This window comes from Salmonella sp. SSDFZ54, from assembly GCF_004010735.1.
GTDB classification, from domain to species: domain Bacteria; phylum Pseudomonadota; class Gammaproteobacteria; order Enterobacterales; family Enterobacteriaceae; genus Salmonella; species Salmonella enterica.
This window is the reverse complement of the sequence record NZ_CP034819.1, coordinates 4,051,116-4,068,278: the sequence shown is the minus strand read 5'-3', so window position 1 is coordinate 4,068,278 and position 17,163 is coordinate 4,051,116. Positions and strand designations below refer to the sequence as shown.

Annotated in this window: 19 protein-coding genes; 9 read left to right on the top strand and 10 right to left on the bottom strand. The window is 52.2% G+C overall.

The genetic code is table 11. The features are described from left to right. Positions 1-11 precede the first annotated feature (11 nt). Positions 12-623, bottom strand: a complete 612-nt coding sequence (gene emtA, locus EOS97_RS20175; protein WP_000776974.1) for a membrane-bound lytic murein transglycosylase EmtA — start codon at positions 621-623, stop codon at positions 12-14. 170 nt (positions 624-793) lie between these two features. Here emtA and ldcA point away from each other — a divergent pair, with 170 nt between their 5' ends. Both ldcA and EOS97_RS20165 read left to right on the top strand, forming a co-directional pair. Beyond that, positions 794-1,708, top strand: coding sequence for a muramoyltetrapeptide carboxypeptidase (ldcA, locus tag EOS97_RS20170; protein WP_000051598.1), 915 nt, complete (start codon positions 794-796; stop codon positions 1,706-1,708). Positions 1,709-1,804: 96 nt separating this feature from the next. Next, on the top strand, positions 1,805-3,538 hold the full coding sequence (locus tag EOS97_RS20165; protein WP_000338372.1) for a potassium/proton antiporter: 1,734 nt from the start codon (positions 1,805-1,807) through the stop codon (positions 3,536-3,538). Between the two features lie 61 nt (positions 3,539-3,599). On the opposite strand, the gene dadX is transcribed toward EOS97_RS20165, so the two are convergent. Both dadX and EOS97_RS20155 read right to left on the bottom strand, forming a co-directional pair. Further along, on the bottom strand, positions 3,600-4,670 hold the full coding sequence (gene dadX, locus EOS97_RS20160) for a catabolic alanine racemase DadX (RefSeq protein WP_000197909.1): 1,071 nt from the start codon (positions 4,668-4,670) through the stop codon (positions 3,600-3,602). 13 nt (positions 4,671-4,683) lie between these two features. Continuing rightward, positions 4,684-5,982 carry a D-amino acid dehydrogenase gene (locus EOS97_RS20155; protein WP_001266932.1) on the bottom strand — a complete coding sequence of 433 codons (1,299 nt, stop codon included), beginning with the start codon at positions 5,980-5,982 and terminating at the stop codon, positions 4,684-4,686. A 322-nt stretch (positions 5,983-6,304) separates the two neighbouring features. On the opposite strand from EOS97_RS20155, the gene EOS97_RS20150 reads away from it, so the two are divergent. After that, positions 6,305-7,837 carry a SpoVR family protein gene (locus EOS97_RS20150; RefSeq protein WP_000190832.1) on the top strand — a complete coding sequence of 511 codons (1,533 nt, stop codon included), beginning with the start codon at positions 6,305-6,307 and terminating at the stop codon, positions 7,835-7,837. Between the two features lie 46 nt (positions 7,838-7,883). Here EOS97_RS20150 and fadR read toward each other — a convergent pair whose 3' ends face one another. Then, the gene (gene fadR, locus EOS97_RS20145; protein WP_000234826.1) at positions 7,884-8,603 is read right to left on the bottom strand and encodes a fatty acid metabolism transcriptional regulator FadR; all 720 of its coding nucleotides are present in this window, start codon (positions 8,601-8,603) and stop codon (positions 7,884-7,886) included. Positions 8,604-8,822: 219 nt separating this feature from the next. On the opposite strand from fadR, the gene nhaB reads away from it, so the two are divergent. The 3 genes from nhaB (at position 8,823) to EOS97_RS20130 (ending at position 11,489) form a co-directional block, all read left to right on the top strand. After that, entirely contained in the window at positions 8,823-10,367 is a 1,545-nt protein-coding gene (gene nhaB / locus EOS97_RS20140) for a Na(+)/H(+) antiporter NhaB (RefSeq protein WP_000406439.1), read from the top strand. A 141-nt stretch (positions 10,368-10,508) separates the two neighbouring features. Continuing rightward, positions 10,509-11,039, top strand: coding sequence for a disulfide bond formation protein DsbB (gene dsbB / locus EOS97_RS20135; protein ID WP_000943475.1), 531 nt, complete (start codon positions 10,509-10,511; stop codon positions 11,037-11,039). Positions 11,040-11,147: 108 nt separating this feature from the next. Further along, the gene (locus tag EOS97_RS20130; RefSeq protein WP_000018967.1) at positions 11,148-11,489 is read left to right on the top strand and encodes a DUF1971 domain-containing protein; all 342 of its coding nucleotides are present in this window, start codon (positions 11,148-11,150) and stop codon (positions 11,487-11,489) included. Positions 11,490-11,560: 71 nt separating this feature from the next. Here the strand turns inward: EOS97_RS20130 and EOS97_RS20125 are convergent, their stop codons facing one another. The 5 genes from EOS97_RS20125 to EOS97_RS20105 form a co-directional block, all read right to left on the bottom strand. Next, on the bottom strand, positions 11,561-11,734 hold the full coding sequence (locus EOS97_RS20125; RefSeq protein WP_001083582.1) for an addiction module toxin, GnsA/GnsB family: 174 nt from the start codon (positions 11,732-11,734) through the stop codon (positions 11,561-11,563). A 192-nt stretch (positions 11,735-11,926) separates the two neighbouring features. Further along, entirely contained in the window at positions 11,927-12,064 is a 138-nt protein-coding gene (locus EOS97_RS20120; RefSeq protein ID WP_001540194.1) for a hypothetical protein, read from the bottom strand. A 351-nt stretch (positions 12,065-12,415) separates the two neighbouring features. Further along, entirely contained in the window at positions 12,416-12,862 is a 447-nt protein-coding gene (locus EOS97_RS20115) for a YcgN family cysteine cluster protein (RefSeq protein WP_001285703.1), read from the bottom strand. A 92-nt stretch (positions 12,863-12,954) separates the two neighbouring features. Continuing rightward, positions 12,955-13,614, bottom strand: coding sequence for a fumarylacetoacetate hydrolase family protein (locus EOS97_RS20110; RefSeq protein ID WP_001519895.1), 660 nt, complete (start codon positions 13,612-13,614; stop codon positions 12,955-12,957). Between the two features lie 49 nt (positions 13,615-13,663). Next, positions 13,664-13,957, bottom strand: a complete 294-nt coding sequence (locus EOS97_RS20105; RefSeq protein WP_001537109.1) for a YcgL domain-containing protein — start codon at positions 13,955-13,957, stop codon at positions 13,664-13,666. A gap of 125 nt (positions 13,958-14,082) precedes the next feature. Between EOS97_RS20105 and minC the strand changes: the two genes are divergently transcribed. From minC to minE, 3 genes are read left to right on the top strand one after another with little or no spacing between them, the layout of a single operon-like run. Continuing rightward, a complete protein-coding gene (gene minC / locus EOS97_RS20100; RefSeq protein ID WP_000072527.1) occupies positions 14,083-14,790 on the top strand; it encodes a septum site-determining protein MinC in 708 nt (235 codons plus the stop codon). Positions 14,791-14,813: 23 nt separating this feature from the next. Further along, positions 14,814-15,626: a septum site-determining protein MinD gene (gene minD, locus EOS97_RS20095; RefSeq protein WP_000101047.1), complete on the top strand. Its 813-nt coding sequence runs from the start codon at positions 14,814-14,816 to the stop codon at positions 15,624-15,626. A 3-nt stretch (positions 15,627-15,629) separates the two neighbouring features. Beyond that, positions 15,630-15,896 carry a cell division topological specificity factor MinE gene (gene minE, locus EOS97_RS20090; RefSeq protein WP_001185666.1) on the top strand — a complete coding sequence of 89 codons (267 nt, stop codon included), beginning with the start codon at positions 15,630-15,632 and terminating at the stop codon, positions 15,894-15,896. A gap of 121 nt (positions 15,897-16,017) precedes the next feature. Here minE and rnd read toward each other — a convergent pair whose 3' ends face one another. Continuing rightward, on the bottom strand, positions 16,018-17,145 hold the full coding sequence (gene rnd / locus EOS97_RS20085; RefSeq protein ID WP_001109124.1) for a ribonuclease D: 1,128 nt from the start codon (positions 17,143-17,145) through the stop codon (positions 16,018-16,020). Between the last annotated feature and the right edge of the window lie 18 nt (positions 17,146-17,163).

Sequence of the window (17,163 nt, the reverse complement as noted above, 5' to 3'; positions counted from 1 at the left end):
TTCACGCTAAACTACATGGCGTCCAGCGCCTGCTGAAGCTTCCAGATATAGCGCGGCGCCTGCGGCGCGGGATGATTATCAACAACATGTTCAAAAAACTCGTCCGCATCCAGATCGTTAATTTTTTCTATCGCCTTCTTCCTGTCGGATGAAAAAGTACGCAATAACGCGCCTGCGCCGTTAGCATAAGAGACGACCAGCGCATATTGCATCACCTGCGGATCTTTGATGCCGGCCAGCGGCCCATTTTCCAGAATGCTCAGATACGCCGCGCCCATTGAGATGTTACGCTCAGGGTTTTTCAGCTCGCTGGTGGTCGGTTCGCCACGCCAGCCCATACGACGGTAAACGTCGCGCCCGGAGGTCGACGCCTTTAACTGCATCAGGCCAATCGCATTGGACTTACTGACCGCGTTAGGGTTGCCGCCGGATTCAATGGCGATAATCGCGGTGATTAAATGTGGATCAACCCCCCATGCCGCCCCGGCTTTTTCACTGATGGGCATCCACTGCATCGCACGCTTTACAGGCACTTCGGCATTCCACGGCGGATTCCTGTAATCCTGTTTTGAGCTACAGCCAGCCAGTATTACTACCAAAAAAGCAAACCATCTTAATTTCACGTCATCTATCCTTATAGCCGTAACTTATCTGCCGAAGAGGTCATACCGCCCCGGCCAGGTACTTAGGTTGCCTCCCTGGTGCGCATCCAGAAACGTCGCACAACGAGGGACATCGCCTAATATATGCGGCATGATATACATTTGCATTCTATTGTCAGCAAGGAATTACCATGTCTCTGTTTCATTTAATCGCCCCCTCGGGCTACTGTATTAACCAACAGGCCGCGTTACGCGGCGTTCAGCGCCTGACTGACGCGGATCATCAGGTGGAGAATGACGAGGTGATTCGTCGCCGCTATCAGCGTTTTGCCGGTACGGACGCGGAACGGCTGGCCGATGTTAATTCGCTGGCCTCGCTAACTTCGCCGGATACGATCGTCATGCCGGTTCGCGGCGGCTATGGCGCCAGCCGCTTGCTGGATCGTATCGACTGGCAGGCGCTCGCCTCCCGGCAACAGCGCGATCCCTTACTGATTTGCGGTCATAGCGATTTTACGGCGATTCAGGCTGGACTCCTGGCGCAGGCCAATATCATCACCTTTAGCGGTCCTATGCTGGCGGCAAATTTTGGCGCCGAAACGCTGAATACGTTCACCGAGCAACATTTCTGGCTGGCGCTACGCAAGGCGCAATTTACCGTAGAGTGGCAAGGCGACGGCCCTCAGTGCGACGCACAGGGCACCTTATGGGGCGGAAATCTGGCGATGTTGATTTCCCTTATCGGTACGCCCTGGATGCCGACTATCGATAAAGGAATTTTAGTGCTGGAAGATGTCAATGAGCATCCTTTCCGGGTGGAGCGTATGCTTTTGCAACTGGAGTACGCCGGAATTTTAAACCGCCAGAGCGCCATCGTTCTCGGCAGCTTTAGCGGCGCGGCGCCCAACGAGTATGACGCCGGCTATTCTCTGGAGAGCGTCTACGCGTTTTTACGTTCCCGTCTGTCCGTTCCGCTGATTACCGGTCTCGACTTCGGGCATGAACAGCGTACGGTGACGCTCCCTATCGGGGCAAACGCGACGCTTAAAAATACGCGCCAGGGGACTCAACTCACTTTATCTGGCCATCCTACGCTGCAATTGTAAAAAAAGTCCCCGACAGGCTAAGTAAAACGCTGCCCTGGCCGTTATTATGTTAATGTTAAATAATACGAAGTCGTGTGAGTCAGGAGATATAAAACGTTGGATGCTGCAACAATTATTAGTCTATTTATTTTAGGTTCCATCCTTGTAACCAGCAGTATCCTGTTAAGTTCATTCTCATCGCGACTGGGTATCCCGATTCTGGTCATTTTCCTCGCCATTGGGATGTTAGCGGGTGTGGATGGCATTGGCGGTATTCCTTTCGATAATTATCCTTTCGCTTATATGGTCAGTAACCTGGCGCTGGCGATTATTTTACTCGATGGCGGCATGCGCACCCAGGCCAGCTCTTTCCGGGTAGCGCTGGGCCCCGCGCTGTCGCTGGCGACGCTCGGCGTGCTGATCACGTCGGGGTTAACAGGTATGATGGCCGCCTGGCTGTTTCATCTGGATCTTATCGAAGGTCTGCTTATCGGCGCGATAGTCGGTTCCACTGACGCCGCAGCAGTCTTTTCTCTGCTTGGCGGCAAAGGGCTAAACGAACGTGTAGGCTCCACGCTGGAGATCGAATCGGGAAGTAACGACCCGATGGCCGTTTTTCTGACCATTACATTAATTGAGATGATCCAGAAACATGAAACCGGTCTGGACTGGATGTTTGCCATCCATATTATCCAGCAGTTCGGTCTCGGTATTGTTTTTGGTCTCGGCGGCGGTTACCTGCTACAGCAGATGATCAACCGCATTTCTCTGCCCAGCGGCCTGTATCCGATGCTGGCGCTCAGCGGCGGTATTCTGATTTTTGCTTTGACAACCGCGCTTGAAGGCAGCGGCATTCTCGCGGTCTATCTGTGCGGATTCCTGTTAGGAAACCGTCCGATTCGCAACCGTTACGGCATCCTGCAAAACTTTGACGGATTGGCCTGGCTGGCGCAGATCGCGATGTTCCTGGTCCTGGGGCTGCTGGTGACGCCTTCCGATCTGTGGCCGATTGCCGTCCCTGCGCTTATTCTCTCTATCTGGATGATTTTCTTCGCCCGCCCTCTGTCGGTGTTTACCGGCCTGCTGCCATTTCGCGGCTTCAATCTTCGGGAGCGCATTTTCATCAGTTGGGTCGGACTGCGCGGCGCGGTGCCGATTATTCTCGCCGTTTTCCCGATGATGGCCGGGCTTGAAAACGCTCGCCTGTTCTTTAATGTCGCTTTCTTTGTGGTACTGGTGTCGCTGCTCCTGCAGGGAACATCGCTGTCATGGGCGGCGAAGAGAGCCAAAGTGGTCGTGCCTCCGGTTGGCTGGCCAGTATCGCGCGTGGGGCTTGACATCCATCCTGATAATCCGTGGGAGCAATTCATCTATCAGTTGAGCGCCGACAAATGGTGCGTCGGCGCGGCGTTGCGCGACCTGCATATGCCGAACGAAACCCGCATTGCCGCGCTATTTCGCAATAATGAACTGTTTCACCCCACGGGTAGCACTCGCCTGCAGGAAGGCGACGTACTCTGCGTGATTGGCCGGGAGCGCGATCTGCCAGCGCTGGGCAAATTGTTTAGCCAGTCGCCGCCGGTTTCGTTAGATCAGCGTTTCTTTGGCGATTTTATCCTCGAAGCGAATGCGAAATTCGCCGACGTGGCGCTTATCTACGGGCTGGAAGAAGGAACGGAATACCGGGATAAACAACAAACCCTGGGTGAAATCATACAGCAACTGCTGGGCGCTGCGCCGGTCGTTGGCGATCAGGTGGAGTTTGGCGGCATGATTTGGACGGTAGCTGAAAAAGAAGATAACGTGGTACGCAAGATTGGGGTACGCGTCGCCGAAGACGAAGCAGAATAAGGTCGCCGGACAACGTCGACCCGCCCCCGGTGGACCGGTCGACGCCTTAGCCTGAGTTAGGTTACGTTGTCACAAACGGCACGCGCGGCGCTACGGCGCACAGTAGCTCATAGCCCAGCGTGCCTGCCGCAGAGGCGACATCATCGACCTTAATTTCTTTGCCCCATAATTCAACCGGCGTGCCGATTCCCGCCTGCGGACACGGCGTCAAATCCACCGCCAGCATATCCATTGAAACGGTGCCTACTGTTCTGGTACGGATACCGTCCACCAGCACAGGCGTCCCGGTCGGCGCATGGCGTGGATAGCCATCGGCATAACCCGCCGCGACGATGCCAATGCGTTGTTCCTGAGTCACAGAATACCCTCCGCCATAGCCTACTCTTTCACCTGCGCTCAGCGTCTGCACGCCAATAATTTCGCTACTCAGCGTCATCACGGGTTTTAGTCCGGTATCGGCAATATCCCGCCACTGTCCTGACGGCGACGCGCCGTACAAAATAATGCCCGGCCTGACCCAGTCATAATGCGCCTGGGGATGCCACAGCGTCGCTGCCGAATTTGATAACGAGTATGAACATTGAAGGCCTTCCGTCGCCAGCGCAATTCGTCTCATCGCCTCCCCGATACCTTCCGGATGATCGGCCTGAGCAAAATGTGACATCAGGGTCATTTCACCGACATTGCGCATTGCCCGCAATTGCTGCCAGACGGTCTGCGCCCGCTCAGGCTGAAAACCGAGTCGGTTCATGCCGCTGTTGACTTTGACATAGATATCCAGCGGCGCGTTAAGCCGCGCATTTTGCAGCGCTTTCAACTGCCAGTTACTGTGGATGCAGGTAGTCAGCCGATAAGTGTCATACGCCTCCAGGTCTTGCGCATGGAAAAACCCCTCCAGCATCAATATCGGCCCTTTCCACCCGCGCTCACGCAGGGTAATCGCCTCTTCAAGGTTGAGCATAGCGAAACCATCTGTGGCGCCCAGCGCGCTCCAGACGCGTTCAATACCGTGGCCGTAGGCGTTGGCTTTCACTACCGACCAGACGCGCGCCTCTGGGGCCGCCCGGCGCACAATAGCCAAATTTTGTTTCATTACCTGTAAATCAAGGCTGGCCTGTATAGGGCGGGTCATTTCACTTCCTTTATCAGTTATGCGCGCTATGCAAACGTTGCGGGCGGGTGGGCGTAAAATCGGAACGGTATCGCGCCACGCTCAGATCGTCGTAGGGTATCGCTGGCGTACGACCCGACAAGATATCGCTTAACAACTGGCCTGAACCGCAGGCCATCGTCCAGCCTAAGGTGCCGTGTCCAGTATTAAGCCACAGATTTTTATAACGGGTACGTCCTACTACCGGCGTGCCGTCCGGCGTCATGGGGCGCAGGCCGGTCCAGAATGTGGCCTGCTCAATATGACCGCCGCGCGGAAAGAGATCGCGCACAACCATCTCCAGCGTCTCGCGGCGCGGTTGCAGTAAGTCGGTATTAAAGCCCACGATTTCCGCCATTCCCCCCACGCGAATACGCTTATCAAAACGCGTAATAGCGATTTTGTAGGTTTCATCAAGAATCGTCGATACCGGCGCGCCGTCTGGCTCGACGATTGGGATGGTTAATGAATAGCCTTTCAGCGGATACACCGGGATATCAACAATGCCTTTAAGCATCGCCGTCGAATACGATCCAAACGCCATGACATACGCATCTGCTTTAATGATCTCATCGGCGCATTTCACGCCGTAAATCTGATCATTTTCGTACAGTAATTTTTCCACGGGAGTATTAAAGCGAAAGGTTACGCCCGCCTGCTCCGCCATGCGCGCCAGACGCTGGGTAAAGAGCTGGCAGTCCCCGGTTTCATCATTCGGTAAGCGCAGTCCGCCGGTTAATTTATGCGCAACCTCAGCCAGAGCGGGTTCAACTTCCGCCAGTCGGCTGGCTTCCAGGAGCTGATACGGCACCCCGGCATCTTCCAGCACGGCGATATCAAGGGTGGCGTTCTCATACTGTTGCGCGGTGCGGAAAAGTTGTAGCGTTCCCCCCTGGCGGCCTTCATATTCGATACCGGTCGCGGCGCGTAGCGTTTTCAGGCAGTCGCGACTATATTCCGCCAGACGCACCATGCGGCCTTTATTTTCCATATAATGCCGGGTATCGCAGTTACGCAGCATTTGCCACATCCACTTCAGTTGAAACGGGGTGCCATCCAGACGCACCGCCAGCGGCGCATGGCGCTGGAACATCCATTTTATCGCCTTCAGCGGTACGCCAGGGGCCGCCCAGGGCGCCGCATATCCCGGTGAAATTTGTCCGGCATTCGCCGCGCTGGTTTCTTGCGCCGGGCCGGATTCGCGATCGATGACGGTGACATCATGCCCCGCCTGACTCAAATACCAGGCGCTGGTCACGCCAACTACGCCACTCCCCAGGATGACAACTCGCATAGCCACTCCGTTAATAGTAAAAGAACAATCTTCTGATTACATCTTGATAACCCAGATGAAAATATTATTCAACATATGACTTTTTTATGGTGACGTGCTTCACATATACCCTAAAGACAAGCGATCCCACTGGTTTGGGATCTCCTGCTACGCGGCATGGCTATACAGCATAAAATGATGCCAATACCCGTTTTTTTGCCGTTCAGATTGGAGGAAATCGCAAAGAAAAGTTTTCACGATCAAGTCGTTTTTTAACATGGTGTTCTATGCTTGAAAGGAGGCGCTCCATACAGAGAGCGTCGCCAACAATGAGGGTGCGCGAATGGCAACGATTGATTCCATGAACAAGGACACCACACGTTTGAGCGATGGACCCGACTGGACATTTGATCTGCTGGATGTCTATCTGGCAGAGATAGACCGCGTGGCGAAACTCTACCAACTGGATACTTACCCGCACCAAATTGAAGTCATCACTTCCGAACAGATGATGGACGCCTACTCCAGCGTCGGGATGCCGATCAACTATCCGCACTGGTCTTTTGGCAAAAAGTTCATTGAGACGGAACGTCTGTATAAGCATGGTCAACAAGGACTGGCTTATGAAATTGTGATCAACTCTAATCCCTGCATTGCCTACCTGATGGAAGAAAACACCATCACCATGCAGGCGCTGGTCATGGCGCACGCCTGTTACGGCCACAACTCCTTTTTTAAAAATAATTATCTCTTCCGGAGCTGGACGGATGCCAGTTCTATCGTCGATTACCTGATTTTCGCCCGGAATTACATTACCCGCTGTGAAGAACGCTACGGAGTGGATGAAGTAGAAAAACTGCTCGACTCCTGCCACGCGCTGATGAATTACGGCGTCGATCGCTATAAGCGCCCGCAGAAAATCTCGTTGCAGGAAGAGAAAGCGCGACAAAAAAGCCGGGAGGAGTATCTACAAAGCCAGGTGAATATGCTGTGGCGCACGCTGCCAAAACGCGAGGAAGAAAAAACTGTCGCCGAAGCACGCCGCTTTCCCGCTGAACCGCAGGAAAACCTGCTCTATTTTATGGAGAAAAACGCCCCGTTGCTCGAGCCGTGGCAGCGCGAAATTCTGCGCATCGTGCGTAAAGTCAGCCAGTATTTTTATCCGCAGAAACAGACGCAGGTCATGAACGAGGGCTGGGCGACCTTCTGGCACTACACCATCCTGAACCATCTGTATGATGAAGGCAAAGTGACGGAACGCTTTATGCTGGAGTTTTTACACAGCCATACCAATGTCGTATTTCAGCCGCCCTATAATAGCCCCTGGTATAGCGGAATTAACCCCTATGCGCTCGGCTTTGCCATGTTCCAGGATATCAAACGTATTTGTCAGTCGCCCACGGATGAAGATAAATACTGGTTTCCGGATATTGCCGGTTCCGACTGGCTGGAAACGCTGCACTTCGCCATGCGCGATTTTAAAGATGAAAGCTTTATCAGCCAGTTCCTGTCGCCAAAAGTGATGCGTGATTTCCGTTTCTTCACGGTACTTGATGATGACAGGCATAATTATCTGGAGATCTCCGCCATTCATAACGAAGAAGGTTATCGGGAGATTCGATCAAAACTGTCGTCACAGTATAACCTGAGCAACCTGGAGCCGAATATTCAGGTCTGGAATGTGGATTTACGCGGCGACAGATCGCTGACGTTGCGTTATATCCCGCATAACCGCGCACCGCTGGATAAAGGCCGCAAGGAGGTACTGAAACATGTGCATCGGTTATGGGGCTTTGATGTGATGCTGGAGCAACAAAATGAGGATGGCAGCGTAGAACTGCTGGAGCGTTGTCCGCCGCGCATGAACACGCTGTAATCGAGATGCTGCCCGGTAGTGTTTGCGCTTACCGGGCATCGCGGGATTATCGTCCCTGAATCGCTAAATCGCCGGGAAGATTTTTCTGCATCCGATGCCAAATCTCGCCGCTGTCATGCCCGTAACGCCGCACCGTTTCATACACCTGGTCGTGCGCGCCCTGCTCGCATAACGACGATAATTTATGATAGAAACCCAGTGCCAGACTGCGCGCTTCCGGATTGGCGAAATAGTGGCGACCAATGCGGGTGTATAACCCTTTCATGCCGTTCAGGATCAAGCCGTAAATAGGATTGCCGGAGGCAAATGCCAGACCACGAAAGATGTTATAGTCCAGATCGGCGAATGCATCGGCATGGTCGGCCACTTCGTGAGCAGTGGCCAGCACTTCCTGCGCCTTATCCGGGTGTTGACGCAACGCGGTACGAATAAAGATAGTAGAAATATTGGTACGCACCGACAACAAATTGTCGATCAGTTGCGGAACGCTTTCATGATCAAGGCGGGCCAGCGTTTCAAGGATATTCAGCCCTGACGTTTCCCAAAAATTATTAACCTTTGTCGGTTTGCCATGCTGAATGGTCAGCCAGCCATCTCGCGCCAGCCGCTGTAACACCTCGCGTAATGTCGTGCGCGTCACGCCGATCAGTTCGGAGAGTTCTCGTTCTGCCGGTAAGATCGTGCCAGGAGGAAAGCGGTTATTCCAGATACTTTCAATAATATACTCTTCCGCGAAACCCGCCGGGCTCTGCGCCTTAATGACCATAGTGAGATTTCCATTACACAGCAAAACATAGTTGTACTCATCATACCAGACGGGCGTAACACCTGATAGCGGACGCAATGAAGAAAAAGGGGATCAAGGCACCATTTCTGATATCGCCTGCCAATATCGTTAAGGACTTGCTTGCATTCGTCGCGCTCGCTACTCTCTGTGTTTAAACATAAAAACGCTATTTCATTTTTCTAGGTAAGGAAAAATTTCATGGAGATCTCATGGGGTCGCGCCATGTGGCGCAACTTTTTAGGCCAGTCGCCCGACTGGTACAAACTGGCACTACTTGTCTTTTTAATTGTTAACCCATTCATTTTCTTAGCTAATCCCTTTATTGCCGGTTGGCTGCTGGTGGCAGAGTTTATCTTCACTCTGGCGATGGCGTTAAAGTGTTACCCCCTGCTGCCCGGCGGGTTACTGGCCATTGAAGCCGTTATCATCGGCATGACCAGCGCCGCCCATGTACGTGAAGAGGTTGCCGCCAACCTGGAAGTCTTGCTGCTGCTGATGTTTATGGTGGCAGGCATCTACTTTATGAAGCAGTTATTGCTGTTTATTTTTACCCGTCTGTTACTCAGTATCCGCTCGAAGATGGTTCTGTCGCTGGCCTTTTGCGTCGCCGCCGCGTTCTTGTCGGCTTTCCTTGACGCGCTTACCGTCGTTGCGGTGGTGATCAGCGTCGCCGTCGGTTTTTACGGGATTTACCATCGTGTGGCCTCATCGCGCGGCGAAGAGAACGATATGCTGGACGACAGCCATATCGATCCGCATTACAAAACGGTGCTGGAGCAATTCCGCGGATTCTTGCGTAGTCTGATGATGCATGCAGGCGTGGGGACGGCGCTGGGCGGCGTCATGACCATGGTCGGGGAGCCGCAAAACCTGATCATCGCTAAAGCGGCTGGCTGGCATTTCGGCGACTTCTTTTTGCGGATGTCGCCTGTCACCGTCCCGGTACTGGTATGTGGACTGTTAACCTGTATGCTGGTCGAGAAAATGCGCTGGTTTGGCTATGGCGAAACGTTGCCCGAAAAAGTCCGCGATGTTTTACAGCAATTCGACGATCAAAGCCGTAAGAAGCGCACCCGCCAGGATAAAATTAAACTAATAGTCCAGGCGGTTATTGGCGTCTGGCTGGTTACCGCCCTCGCCCTCCATCTCGCGGAGGTGGGACTGATTGGTCTGTCGGTCATTATTCTGGCCACCGCGTTAACGGGTGTCACCGATGAACACGCCATCGGCAAAGCGTTTACCGAGTCGCTGCCGTTTACTGCGCTGTTAACCGTTTTCTTCTCCATTGTGGCGGTTATTATCGATCAACATCTTTTCGCGCCGATTATTCAGTTCGTCTTGCAAGCCTCTGAACACGCGCAGCTAACGCTGTTCTATCTCTTTAACGGCCTGTTGTCTTCCATCTCAGATAACGTCTTTGTCGGCACCATTTATATCAACGAAGCGAAGGCGGCAATGGAAAACGGCGCAATCAGCTTAAAACAGTTTGAGCTGTTAGCCGTGGCCATCAATACCGGTACTAACCTGCCATCGGTAGCGACGCCAAATGGTCAGGCGGCATTCTTATTCCTGCTGACCTCCGCGCTGGCGCCGTTAATCCGTCTCTCCTATGGCCGTATGGTCTGGATGGCGTTACCGTACACTATCGTACTGACCCTGATAGGGCTACTGTGCGTCGAATTCACTCTTGCGCCGGTCACCGAATGGATGACTCAGGCAGGATGGTTAGCAACGCTTTCGTAACGTTTGGCCGGGCAATACACCGCCCGGCTCCGATTTTTGCCTGATAATTATCCAATTACACATTATTTCATTTCCCGCTAGTGGCGCACGAATTGAATTGGTTTACACTGCGGTCTCTACGCATGTTGCAGGGAAATTATTATGTTGCGATTTTTAAACCAGTGCTCACGGGGTCGGGGCGCATGGTTACTGATGGCGTTTACCGCCCTGGCGCTGGAAATGGTGGCGCTGTGGTTCCAGCACGTCATGTTACTTAAACCTTGCGTGCTATGTATTTACGAACGTTGCGCCCTGTTTGGCGTGATGGGCGCGGGTCTGGTCGGCGCAATAGCGCCGAAAACGCCGCTGCGATACGTGGCGATGGTTATCTGGATTTACAGCGCCTGGCGGGGTCTACAACTGGCGTATGAACATACGATGATTCAGTTGCATCCCTCGCCGTTCATGACCTGTGACTTTATGGCGCGCTTTCCAGACTGGTTGCCGTTGGGTAAATGGCTGCCGCAGGTGTTTGTGGCATCCGGTGATTGCGCCGAACGCCAGTGGTCGTTTTTAACGCTGGAGATGCCGCAATGGCTGTTGGGGATCTTTGCCGCTTATCTTGTAGTGGCGATAGCCGTCGTCATAGCCCAGGCATTTAAGCCTAAAAAACGCGACCTGTTCGGTCGTTGATACACACGCTCCTTCGGGAGCGTTTTTTTTGCCCGAAGCGTTGTTTGCCAGTGATTAAAAGGTGTATATTAAATGCATCTTTTAATCACCACATCAGGGAGATGTCTTATGTCCCACTTACGCATCCCGGCAAACTGGAAAGTTAAACGCTCTACCCCCTTTTTCACCAAAGAAAATGTTCCGGCGGCACTGCTCTCTCATCACAACACAGCGGCAGGCGTTTTCGGACAACTCTGCGTGATGGAAGGCACCGTGACCTACTATGGCTTTGCGAATGAAACCGCGACAGAACCAGAAGTGAAAGTGGTAATTAATGCCGGGCAATTCGCCACCAGTCCGCCGCAATACTGGCATCGGGTAGAACTGAGCGATGATGCGCGGTTCAACATTCATTTTTGGGTAGAGGAAGACCATCAGGGCGAGGAAATGTATCAACAGAAAAAAGCCTGACATCGGTAAACCAGTCACCACTGGGCGGCGTCCCGCCCAGTAGCCAGGTGATTAATGGCGCTAATTAAACGCTAGAGTAGTTTAATTTTAACGTGGTATCCCTCAAGCCCTTTCATCGTTTCTCGCGGCGCGAACTCTATTTCGGAAACCTCTTGCCCGGTTTTCTTCCGTAGTTCGGCAACCTTTTTGCTAATGAGTGCCGCGATTTCCTCTTCTGCTTTATGTGTCAACTCTTCGCTGTTCATTGATTTCCTCCTTTGAACTCGCAAACGGCTAAGCGCAATAAGACAGTGTCGTCATGGACGCGCTACTATTTTAACGTACAAAAAATTATAGGCTATCTTTCTGAGAGTTATCAGGATGTTTCGCTTTAGAAGATGTAAAAAAACCGCCTGGCACAGGAGCTGCATCAGGCGGTTGGTTAATAGCACAAGTCGCTATCTACGAGGATCTTCAACCTCATTCTGGGTATCCGGGTCGAGAGGATCGTCTCCCTCTGGCGTATCCGGAATATTTTCACCAGGAAGCGGGTCATCCTCTGGTAATGGATCGACTAAATCAGGACGTTCAGACATAAAGCCTCCAACGAACCATAGTTATTAAAGATACCCTACAGCACTACTTTTGGTTTTTCTTTGGATTTTTTCCTTCGTCTTCGGGTGTCTTATCAGGCTTCCTGGGCTGATCCTTTGAAACGCGCAACGGTTGGTTATTCATGGGGTAACTCCTCAGGATAGGCAGCGATATACTGCTTTGAAAGTATAGAGTCGCCGCCATACGTGCGCGAGCGCAGCGACAAGGCGCGTCAGGGAAGAATAGAAGGCAGTGATAACGCCAGGTGACGGAATTTGCACGCAATTCCTGATTTCAGGGGTCGCCCGGCGTAAATTAAAGAATTGTAAACAATCAGCCGTTTTGCCGAAGACTTATTCTGCCCACGACGGTTTATTTAAAATATGATCCTGCCAGTCCCGTACTTCAGATTCTTTAACCGCGATATGACGGACAGAAATTCGCTCGCCATGCATAGCGGCTTTCGATCCAGTCAGCAGCGGATGCCACGTCGGCAAGGGCTTACCTTCCGCCAACAAACGGTAGGCGCAGGTCATCGGCAACCATTCAAAGTCTGGCAAGTTTTCGCGAGTGAGTTTGATACAGTCGGGTTCAAATTCAAAACGGCGTTCATAATGACGGCACTGGCACGTTTTGATATTTAATTGCCTGCACGCCACGTTGGTGAAGTAGATTTCATCTGTATCTTCATCCATCAGCTTATGCAGGCAGCATTGACCGCAGCCATCGCACAACGACTCCCACTCGGCATCGGTCATTTCATCCAGGGTTTTACGTTGCCAGAAAGGTGTATCGCTCATTAAAGTATCCGCCATTGCACTAAAGCTGCACCTTATAACCAGTCTGGCCTGCAGATGCAAGTTTTACCGCCGCTGAAGGCGGCAAGCAGATTTTACAGAACGCGGGTAGACAACGTTTCGCCATTAAAACGAATGTCCAGCTCATCGCCGCTTAATAATGGCCCCACGCCTGCCGGCGTGCCGGTTAGCACCACGTCCCCGGCTTTGAGCGTAAAATAGCGGCTCATATAGGCGATAAGGGGCACAATAGGATGAATCATATCCGCGGTCGACCCTTGCTGGCGAACCTCGCCATTAACGTTAAGCCCGATAACCGTATTTTGCGGATCGCCGCAGAAGGCCGCGACAGGGATGAAGCCTGAAATCGGACATGCGTTATCAAAACCTTTGGCTTTTTCCCAGGGCTGTCCGGCCTTTTTCATTTTCCCTTGAATATCGCGCAGGGTTAAATCAAGCGCCACGCCATAACCAGCTATCGCTTTACGTACATGATCTTCGGTCGCCTGGCGGAGCGTTGCGCCAATCAGCACAGCAAGCTCAACTTCATGATGAACAGCGCCCATATCCGCCGGAATCGCCAGCGGCTGGCGAATATCACACAATGCGGTTTCCGGCTTGATAAAAAGCACGGGTTCTTCCGGCGTCGCGCTGCCCATCTCCTTGATGTGATTTGCGTAATTACTGCCCACGCAGACCACTTTACTTACCGGGTAATCAAGCAAGGCACCTTGCCAGTTACGATGTTGATACATATTTTCCCCTAAGATCATGATGGAATTCAGGCGCGGCGCCGAATACCGTTTAACGGTCAGCGTGCGACGTATTTTGTCCCACCGAAGAAAGATGTTGTTTCAGCAAATCTTCCGGCGGCGGCGGCAATTGTAAATAATAGCCCTGCTCGCTTAACGCCTGTTTTACTTTTTCGAGCTCGGCATTGACTAATTTTTTACGTCCATCAAGCGGCAGCATCATCGCTAACTGCGGCTGACCGAATCCTTTCATCAACGCTTCAGGCACCCGCGAAAAATCGTCTTTTTTTTCGACATACAAATAGGTTTGATCGCGCTTGCTACTTCTATAGATCACACAAAACATACTTTTACTCTGAATTAACGGGATGGTGACTTGCCTCAATATAATACTGACTATAACATGCCTTCTGGACTTCGGAATATCACTCCGTATCGGAGATGATAAATAGCAAATTGAGTAAGGCCAGGATGTCAAACACGCCAATCGAGCTTAAAGGCAGTAGCTTCACCTTATCAGTGGTTCATTTGCATGAAGCGGAACCAGAGGTTATTCGTCAGGCGTTAGAAGACAAAATAGCGCAGGCTCCTGCGTTTTTAAAACACGCCCCTGTCGTTATTAACGTTAGCGGTCTTGAAAGCCCGGTAAACTGGCCGGAACTGCATAAGATCGTGACCTCAACCGGCTTACGCATTATCGGCGTGAGCGGCTGTAAAGACGCCAGCCTGAAAGTAGAAATCGATCGGATGGGTCTTCCTTTACTGACTGAAGGTAAAGAGAAAGCGGTTCGGCCTGCGCCCGTTGAGCCGGCAACGCCCAGCGAACCGCCGCAAAACGCTAATCCCATCACAAAAACGCGATTAATTGATGTTCCGGTTCGTTCCGGTCAGCGCATTTATGCTCCACAATGTGATCTGATTGTTACAAGTCACGTCAGCGCTGGCGCAGAGCTTATCGCTGACGGCAATATCCATGTCTATGGCATGATGAGAGGTCGCGCGCTGGCAGGAGCGAGCGGCGATCGGGAAGCGCAAATTTTTTGTACCCATCTGACGGCAGAACTGGTCTCTATCGCAGGTGTTTACTGGCTGAGTGATAAAATCCCGGCAGAATTTTATGGCAAAGCGGCGCGCCTGCGTTTAGCAGACAACGCTTTGACAGTTCAACCGTTGAATTGATCCCTTTTTAACAAGGAATTTTTATGGCACGCATTATTGTTGTTACTTCGGGTAAAGGGGGCGTTGGCAAGACCACCTCCAGCGCGGCCATCGCTACAGGTTTGGCCCAGAAGGGAAAGAAAACTGTCGTCATTGATTTTGATATCGGACTGCGTAACCTCGATCTGATTATGGGGTGCGAACGTCGTGTCGTTTACGATTTTGTAAACGTCATTCAGGGCGATGCGACACTGAATCAGGCGCTGATCAAAGATAAGCGTACTGAAAATCTCTTCATTCTTCCGGCGTCGCAGACCCGGGATAAAGACGCGCTAACGCGCGAAGGCGTCGCTAAGGTACTGGACTCACTGAAAGCGATGGACTTTGAGTTCATCGTTTGCGACTCGCCAGCGGGTATCGAAACCGGGGCGCTGATGGCGCTCTATTTTGCCGATGAAGCGATCATCACGACTAACCCGGAAGTCTCTTCTGTCCGTGACTCGGACCGTATTCTGGGTATTCTGGCATCGAAATCTCGTCGCGCAGAAAATGGCGAAGAACCGATTAAAGAACATCTTCTGTTGACGCGCTACAATCCAGGCCGCGTAAATAAAGGCGACATGCTCAGCATGGAAGATGTACTGGAGATTCTGCGTATTAAACTCGTCGGGGTGATCCCGGAAGATCAATCCGTACTGCGCGCATCGAACCAGGGCGAACCGGTGATTCTTGACGCCACTGCGGATGCGGGTAAAGCCTATGCAGATACCGTAGATCGTCTGTTGGGAGAAGAACGTCCTTTCCGCTTCATTGAAGAAGAGAAGAAAGGTTTCCTCAAACGCCTGTTCGGAGGATAAATTATGGCATTACTGGATTTTTTTCTCTCGCGGAAAAAGAGTACCGCTAATATTGCAAAAGAGCGGCTGCAAATCATTGTCGCGGAACGTCGCCGTAGCGATGCCGAACCGCATTATTTACCGCAGTTACGTAAAGATATTCTTGAGGTCATTTGTAAATACGTACAAATCGATCCGGAAATGGTTACCGTCCAGCTTGAGCAAAAAGATGGTGATATCTCCATCCTTGAACTTAACGTAACGCTGCCGGAAGCCGAAGAGTCAAAATAAGCTCTTTTATGGGAAAATTCCTGGATTAAAAAAGGCAGAAGAATCTGCCTTTTTTATTTTTTTACATTATTCCGAATACGGACATTTATTTCACTGGCCGTTTTCCCGGCAATTACCGCCGTTAACGCGGGTACTCCTGCAACAGAAGAGTTAACTTCTCCGCCATCAGTTCGGCGCGCCAGCCGGAAATCAATTCCGGTTGCCCATTTTGCGGTTTTAATTTCCAGTGCCAGTTAAGCAACTGATTAATCTGCCGACGCGATGCCAGTAGCTCGCCGCTGACGTGATGCGACGCGCTCACCTCCGCCACCAGCGCTTTGATGGCCTTAAACGCTTTGCGATAGCCCGGCATGTCCATCAGATTCAACAGGGGCTCCGGCAATGCCTCTTCCGGTAACGCCTGTGCTTTCGCCACCAGCGATATCAACGTCTTGCCGTGAAAACGAATCTCGCTGCCGGAAAGCCCCAGGCTATCCAGCTCACCGAGACTGCCCGGCATATAACGCGCGACCGCCCACAGGTTTTCTTCACGCACAACAAAGTTCACCGCCATATCGCGCTCACGCGCCTTACGCAGCCGCCAGTCAGCTAAAAGTTGCAGACAGGCTAACTGGCGGGTACGCAGTTGCCAGGCATTAGTGATATCCCGCCATGCCTCTTCCGGCGCCTGAATCTCCTGACGACGCTGCTGCATCAATCGGCATTCATCAAGCGCGGCAGGCAGCCATCCTGCGGCTTCAGTTTCAATCATCAGCTTTTTGGCGATCGGTAACAGATACCAGACATCCGCCGCCGCGTATTCACACTGACGCTCGCTTAAAGGCCGGGCTAACCAGTCGGTACGAGATTCGCTTTTATCCAGCGCCACGCCCGTATACTCTTCTACCATCGCCGCAAAACCCCACGACAGCGGACGCCCGCAAAACGCCGCCAGAATTTGCGTATCAATCAGGGGTTCCGGCAGTTCGCCAAACGCATTCAGAAATACTTCCAGATCTTCGCTACCCGCGTGCAGAAATTTGGTGATTCCCGTATCGCGCAGCACCGCTTTTAACGGCGACCAGTCGCTGATGCCGAGCGGATCGATCAGGGCGACATTTGCCCCGTCAAATAACTGGATCAATCCTAACTGCGGGTAATAGGTGCGGGTACGGACAAATTCCGTATCTAAAGCAATAGCCGGACATGCGCGGACAGCTTCACACAGGCTCGCCAGCGCATCGTCCGTTTCAATCATTTGGTAATTCAAATCGTGTTCTCTTTGGTT

Coding starts and splice junctions, on each gene's coding strand:
- ldcA (WP_000051598.1), top strand. CDS start 794: ATGTCTCTGTTTCATTTAATCGCCCCCTCGGGCTACTGTATTAACCAA.
- dadX (WP_000197909.1), bottom strand. CDS start 4,670: ATGACCCGCCCTATACAGGCCAGCCTTGATTTACAGGTAATGAAACAA.
- EOS97_RS20155 (WP_001266932.1), bottom strand. CDS start 5,982: ATGCGAGTTGTCATCCTGGGGAGTGGCGTAGTTGGCGTGACCAGCGCC.
- EOS97_RS20150 (WP_000190832.1), top strand. CDS start 6,305: ATGGCAACGATTGATTCCATGAACAAGGACACCACACGTTTGAGCGAT.
- fadR (WP_000234826.1), bottom strand. CDS start 8,603: ATGGTCATTAAGGCGCAGAGCCCGGCGGGTTTCGCGGAAGAGTATATT.
- nhaB (WP_000406439.1), top strand. CDS start 8,823: ATGGAGATCTCATGGGGTCGCGCCATGTGGCGCAACTTTTTAGGCCAG.
- dsbB (WP_000943475.1), top strand. CDS start 10,509: ATGTTGCGATTTTTAAACCAGTGCTCACGGGGTCGGGGCGCATGGTTA.
- EOS97_RS20130 (WP_000018967.1), top strand. CDS start 11,148: ATGTCCCACTTACGCATCCCGGCAAACTGGAAAGTTAAACGCTCTACC.
- EOS97_RS20125 (WP_001083582.1), bottom strand. CDS start 11,734: ATGAACAGCGAAGAGTTGACACATAAAGCAGAAGAGGAAATCGCGGCA.
- EOS97_RS20120 (WP_001540194.1), bottom strand. CDS start 12,064: ATGTCTGAACGTCCTGATTTAGTCGATCCATTACCAGAGGATGACCCG.
- EOS97_RS20115 (WP_001285703.1), bottom strand. CDS start 12,862: ATGAGCGATACACCTTTCTGGCAACGTAAAACCCTGGATGAAATGACC.
- EOS97_RS20110 (WP_001519895.1), bottom strand. CDS start 13,614: ATGTATCAACATCGTAACTGGCAAGGTGCCTTGCTTGATTACCCGGTA.
- EOS97_RS20105 (WP_001537109.1), bottom strand. CDS start 13,957: ATGTTTTGTGTGATCTATAGAAGTAGCAAGCGCGATCAAACCTATTTG.
- minC (WP_000072527.1), top strand. CDS start 14,083: ATGTCAAACACGCCAATCGAGCTTAAAGGCAGTAGCTTCACCTTATCA.
- minD (WP_000101047.1), top strand. CDS start 14,814: ATGGCACGCATTATTGTTGTTACTTCGGGTAAAGGGGGCGTTGGCAAG.
- minE (WP_001185666.1), top strand. CDS start 15,630: ATGGCATTACTGGATTTTTTTCTCTCGCGGAAAAAGAGTACCGCTAAT.